6 protein-coding genes are annotated in these 5,723 nt (G+C 64.1%); 1 reads left to right on the forward strand and 5 read right to left on the reverse strand.

What is annotated here, in order from left to right; translation table 11 throughout:
• Nucleotides 1–150: 150 nt before the first annotated feature.
• Both RMP10_RS16645 and RMP10_RS16650 read right to left on the reverse strand, forming a co-directional pair.
• Entirely contained in the window at nucleotides 151–555 is a 405-nt protein-coding gene (locus RMP10_RS16645) for a type II toxin-antitoxin system VapC family toxin (RefSeq protein WP_310571298.1), read from the reverse strand.
• Entirely contained in the window at nucleotides 552–779 is a 228-nt protein-coding gene (locus RMP10_RS16650; RefSeq protein WP_310571299.1) for a type II toxin-antitoxin system Phd/YefM family antitoxin, read from the reverse strand. The genes RMP10_RS16645 and RMP10_RS16650 overlap by 4 nt, the downstream gene beginning before the upstream one ends.
• 275 nt (nucleotides 780–1,054) lie before the next feature.
• Here RMP10_RS16650 and RMP10_RS16655 point away from each other — a divergent pair, with 275 nt between their 5' ends.
• The gene (locus tag RMP10_RS16655) at nucleotides 1,055–1,519 is read left to right on the forward strand and encodes a DUF1569 domain-containing protein (RefSeq protein ID WP_310571300.1); all 465 of its coding nucleotides are present in this window, start codon (nucleotides 1,055–1,057) and stop codon (nucleotides 1,517–1,519) included.
• Nucleotides 1,520–1,791: 272 nt separating this feature from the next.
• Here the strand turns inward: RMP10_RS16655 and RMP10_RS16660 are convergent, their stop codons facing one another.
• The 3 genes from RMP10_RS16660 to RMP10_RS16670 form a co-directional block, all read right to left on the reverse strand.
• Nucleotides 1,792–2,805: a PLP-dependent aminotransferase family protein gene (locus RMP10_RS16660; protein ID WP_310571301.1), complete on the reverse strand. Its 1,014-nt coding sequence runs from the start codon at nucleotides 2,803–2,805 to the stop codon at nucleotides 1,792–1,794.
• A gap of 104 nt (nucleotides 2,806–2,909) precedes the next feature.
• On the reverse strand, nucleotides 2,910–5,213 hold the full coding sequence (locus RMP10_RS16665; RefSeq protein WP_310571302.1) for a DUF5916 domain-containing protein: 2,304 nt from the start codon (nucleotides 5,211–5,213) through the stop codon (nucleotides 2,910–2,912).
• A gap of 140 nt (nucleotides 5,214–5,353) precedes the next feature.
• Nucleotides 5,354–5,569, reverse strand: a complete 216-nt coding sequence (locus RMP10_RS16670; protein ID WP_310571303.1) for a hypothetical protein — start codon at nucleotides 5,567–5,569, stop codon at nucleotides 5,354–5,356.
• Nucleotides 5,570–5,723: the final 154 nt, after the last annotated feature.

Below are 5,723 nucleotides of genomic sequence, written 5' to 3' on the forward strand. Positions count from 1 at the left end.
CGCCCGGACCACGGGGTCAGTGCCTGCGACCGCCGGCTTACCGGGGGACTCAGCCAACCACGGGCGGGTCCCACCAAGCGCTTTTCACCCACTCTGCCCCCTTGAACGGACCCCTTGAACGGGCGAAGTACGCGTGGCGTCTACGCGACGCTACCAAAACACGTCGACGCCGAGGTCGGCGAAGGCAGCGTCGTTGGTCACGACGGCTCCCTTGATCGCGAGTGCCTGGGCGCCGATCAGGCGATCGAAGGGATCGCGATGCGCGCTCTCGAGTTGCCCCGCGCGAATCGCCGACGCTGCGTCGACGTCGAGCAATCGAAAGCCATCCGCTTCAACGACGTACGCAAAGTCGTTGAGCATGGCCGGAGGGACGGTCAGTTTCCCGAGCCGCACCTTGGTCGCGATCTCGAAGGCGCTGGCGGCGCTCACGTACACCGTGCGCTGTGGTGCCTCCAGCATTGCGCAACGGGCCAATGGTGACAGGCGCGGGCTATCGGCGTGCCAGAAGATGAACGCGACCGTGTCGAGCAGCAGCGGCTGAACGAGATCGGTCATAGCCCCGAGGCGTCGGCGTCCTCGTCGGAGAGCGGCGCAAAGGCGTCATCGCTGAAGCGAATCGCGTCTTTGAAGCGCCCCGGTGTGGGAACGGGCACGAATGGGCGAAGCTCGGCCATGGGGTGGCCGTTCACGCTGATCACGTAGCCCTCGCCGGATGCCGCGACTTCCCGCACGAGGGCGGCCAGTTTGGCTTTCGCTTCGGAGATCGGGATGGTCGCCATATGCGGTCAATATACCTTGACCAATCAAACAGGTCAATATCGGCCACAGGCGATTTGGCCGCCCAATGCCCTCAACGCGCGCATCGCGGCAGGCGCGCGAGGGTGTCGCTCATGGGCTCCGACCCACGGGCGTGACGACGAGGACGGTCAGCAGGATGGATCAACATGCTACACCGATGCATAACCTGCCCCAGGCGGAGCACGGCCGATCTCGCGAGCGCCGCCGTCACGCGCGGTACCTTGCCCTAAGGGGAGCACCGCGTGATCATCTCGTCATGACGCCGACGTATCCCAATCTGTTCGATCACGCGGAAGCGGATGTTGCCATCCGCCGCATCGAGGCGCTGACGCCTGACAGCACGCCGCTATGGGGGAAGATGTCGGTCGCCCAGATGCTGGCGCACTGCAACGTGGCCTACGACATGGTCTATACCGGACAGTTCCCACGACCCAATCCGCTGCTTCGCTGGGTGTTGCGTACCATGGTGAAGGACAAGGTCGTGGGCTTGGCGCCGTATCCACGCAACACCCCCACCGCGCCGGCCTTCCGTATCAAGGATGCGCGCGATTTCTCCCACGAGCGCGCCCGCCTGATCGCATATGTCCGACGGGTGGCAAGCGGCGGGGCCTCAGCGTTCGAAGGTCGGCAATCGCCGTCGTTCGGACCGCTCACGGCCGCTGAGTGGAACGTGCTCTTCTCGAAGCACCTCGATCATCATCTCACGCAGTTTGGCGTGTAGAGAGGAGCCGAGTTGGCTCACGCGGCAGTCATCACGCGTGCCATGCCACCGCCAGCACGTCGGCATACGAAAAGTCATCACCGAACTGTTATGGTGCACCAAATACAGCGGGCGATTAACGTCAGAAGAATACTTCACCAAGAATTGGCACGAAGATCCGCGGATGAACCCCGGGAGTTTCGGGCTGCTGTTCATTCGCGGTCATTCGTGTCGACCCCCGGTGGGCAGTTGCTTGCTGGGACGGCAATCACCTTTCCCGCACGAAGCGCGCGTCAGGCCAGCGCGCTTGCCAGTCGTCGCACCCCGTCCGCCAGCGTCGGCCCGTCGTAGTGCGCGAAACTCAATCGTATGTGCTGCTCGAGCCCGCCGCCGCTGCTGAACCTCGTGCCCAAGTGAAAGACCACGCCACCTGACCTCGCGACGGGCAGGAGCTCCGCCGCCGAGTACCCCGCCGGCAGCTGTGCCCACACGAAGTAGCCGCCCGTGGGTTCGACGAACGTCACGGCTGGCAGCAGCTCGCGTAGCGCGCGGCAGAGCACCGCCGATCGCTGGGCGTACACGCCTCGTAGGCCGTCGAGCACCGTATCGGCCAGTCCAAGATCGAGCATGCTCCGCATGGCGCCCGACACGAACGGACTCAACCCGCCGCCGCTTTGCACGACGCCCGATTGCGTGATGGTGTGCAGAACGGCAGGCGCGCCCTGCATCCACCCGAGCCGCAGCCCGGGAGCGCAAATCTTGGAGAATGAGCCGATCGAGAGTACGCGCGCCGTGTGCACGTAGGCCGCGAGCGGCGGCGGTGGTCGGGTGCCGAAGTCGAGCAGCTGATAGACCTCGTCGGCGACGACGAGCAGGTCGTGCGTCCGACTGACGGCCATGAGCTGCTCGCGTCGAGCCGCCGACATCGTGGTCCCGGACGGATTCTGGAACGACGGAATGGTGTAGAGAAACGCGGGGCGGTGCTGCACCAGTGCATACTGCAGGGCATCGATCCGGATGCCATCCCCGTCGATGGGAATGCCGACCACCTGCAGCCCGTGATCGCGGAAGATGTTGAGCGCCAGAAAGTAGGTCGGCTCTTCCACGAAGATCGTGTCACCCGGGCGCGTGAATCGGGTGCAGACCAGATCGAGCGCCTGCGAGGCGCCGGCCGATACACCAGCTCCGCCGCCGTCACCGGCAGGGCGTATCGCCGGCTCAGGAACTGCGCGAGCGAGCCTCGAAATTCCGCATCGCCCTCGTCCGCGCCGTACTGCAGCAGGCCGGCATCGCCCTGGGCGAGACAATGGTCCGTCGCCGTGCGCCAGGCTACGATCGGCAGCAGCGACAACGACGGCTGTCCTTTGCCGAAGTCGATGACGTCGGTGTGAATCTCCATCGCGTCGATGACCTAGTACCGGAACAGTCGATTGATCTTGAGCACGAGCGCGCGGTTCTTGAGCCCACGCACCGTGGTCGGCGTGGCGTAGCGGTCGTCGCGCACATCGCGTTCATCGGTGTACACGAGAAACAGCTCGCTACCCGGCGCGTATTCCCAGCGAAAGCGCAGGTTCGTGCTGAACGCACGGTCGGCCGAGTTGTACTGCACGAGCCCACTCGCGAACATCAGCGGCGTGAACCCGTAGTCCACGCGTGCGCGGGCGAGCCGTGTGGTGAACGACGACGTGGGACGCTCAATGCGCGTAATCGAGAACGTGGGCTCCAACGCAAGCCGTTGCAGGATGGCAATGCGTGCCGATGAAAACGTGCTGCCCGGGCCGATCGTGATGCTACGGATCGTGCCATCGTAGAACTGTCCGGCCTGCACGCGAATCGTGCCCGACGCCCGACGCTGCGCGCCAAAGCCGTACGACAGCGACACGTCGGAGAATCCGTATCCACCCGGCGCGATGGCCGATGGCGCGCCCGATGGCGTGAAGGGCTGGCGCAGAAATTCGTAGTTGCGCGTGACGTCGAGCCCGACCACATCGCTGTTGGCAAACTCGGTGTCAACGTGTCCGCGCCACACACGCGTCTCCACGATTCCCAAGCCATTTTCGACGTACTCACCCGATGCGGTCCCGGTGAACTTGCGCACGACCGTTTGATTCGCCGGCCGAGGACTGAAGCGCACTTCACCGAACGACCGGTTGATGTCGGAGCGTCGGCGAAAGCCAACTTGTGGATCGAAGTTGCGCCCAACGCCAAGAAACTCGGCTTTCGCACCGAACCGGTCCACGCTGTAGTCCAACCGGCCTTGATAGCTCTGATCGTCACCGGTCACACCGGTGGTCTGACTCTGCGCCCAGTACACACCAGCCGTGAGTGCCTGCGACAGCAGGAACGCGCCATCGAGACCATACACGGTGTTCGATCCGCTGCGCGACGCGGCGACCGACCGGTTGGTGATCATGGCGCCGATCGAACTGCGCTGCAGCACGTCGCGCTTCACACGCACGACCGTGAAGTTGGTCGGGTCGGCCTTGAACGCCGCGTCGCCCGACGTGCCGATGTTCATGAGGCCGATGGCGTACTTGCCCAGCTTTCCGGTGAGTCGGCCGCCCACGTTGATCGGCACCACACCGCCATTGTCGAGGCCAATGCGCCGCGTATAAAACAGCTGTGGTGTATCGGCGCCGCCGCTGCCGCCAAATGCGCCGTTGCCGCCGCGTGCGAAGTCGAAGATACCGCGACCTTCCAAAAAGAATTCGCGCTTCTCGGGAAAAAACAGACTGAATCGCGTGAGGTTCACCTGTTGCTCATCGGCCTCAACCTGCGCGAAATCGGTATTGACGGTGAGATCCGCCGTGAGGTTGGGCGTGACGGCATACTTGATGTCGCCGCCGACTTCGCTGCCCACGCTGTTGTTGATGACCGGCGTGCGCACACGGTCGGTGGTAGTGCGAGCGACCACATACGGTTTGACTTCGATGTTCTTGCCGGCTTCGGGCAGATCGAGACCCACCAACGTACCGCCAGCCGACACGCGATTCAGTGCCTGCGGCCCGGCCAGAATGCGCGGGACGGGCGTGAGATAGTCCCATTCGTTCTTGTGCCGCACGGATCGCCGGATCTGCATGCCCCACACTTGATTCTGGCCCGCCCGATAGCGCAGTGACTTGAACGGAATCGCCATCTCGACCGTCCATCCGCCATCGAAGCGGCCCGTCTTCGACGTCCACACCGGATTCCAGTCGGTGTTCGAGGCACCTTCGTCGATAATGGAGTAGTCGGCGCGCGCGCCGAGTGGATTGGTGTAGAACGCAAACCCACTGCGGCGATCGTAGAACGTGTCGAAGAGCACGCCGATATGTTCGTTGTTGCGCAGTCCACCGGTGTCGCGCCGCAGCTCGTTCACGATCCATTCCGCGGGCGGTGACGCGTCGTAGCAGCGACAGGACAGGTAGATATTGCGATCATCGTAGGTGATCCAGATGTCGCTACGCTCGGTGGCCGGTGCTCCGGCGTCAGGTGCGACCTGAATGAGGCCGCCGAACGGTGCTTCTTTCGTGTATACGGCTTCGTCGAGCACGCCATCGAGCGTGAGTGGCGCGGCGAGCTTGATGGCGCGCACCGTGGCGTGCTGCGCGGAGTCGCGAGTGATCACCGCCGGGGCCACCGGTGCGGGCGGTCCGGTGATGACGGTGGTCTGCTGGGCGAACGCCGGCGCGAGCGGCAGCACCATCACCACGACGGCGATGAGGACGCGTGCCATCCGCGCCGATGCGATCGGACGAGCGTGCGTCACGACATCCTTTGACGAGTTCACGCTCCCTGGACCGGCCCAAACTGTTGATCCAGCCAGCGCGCGGATTCCGACACCCACAGGTTGCGCGGCAGGAAGTGCCCGGCCGATCACAGCCGCACAACGCGCACGGGGTGCCCGCGAGGCATTGGCGATGGCGGTGGTGTCGGACTGAACTCAGCCATGCGCGCCGACAGCATGGCAACCATTTCGAATCGCTCTTCCGCGCTCGTGCTGCTCGTGAGATCGTCGGACGGCTCCTCACCGAGCCGAAACAGGCGCATCGGAACTACGTTGCGGCGAGGGAGTTCTTCGTGCACGCTCATGTGGGGAGTATACCTCGCTCTTGAGCGTTTCGCACCGACGGGTGAGTCACTACCCAGCCCCCGCCAAACTCGCCTGTCGATCGGCCGAGTAGTTTCAAGGGGTCAGAGTCGTTGAACGGCGTTTCAACGACACTGACCCCATGAACTGCCATGA

It is taken from the genome of Gemmatimonas sp. (assembly GCF_031426495.1).
Lineage (GTDB): Bacteria > Gemmatimonadota > Gemmatimonadetes > Gemmatimonadales > Gemmatimonadaceae > Gemmatimonas.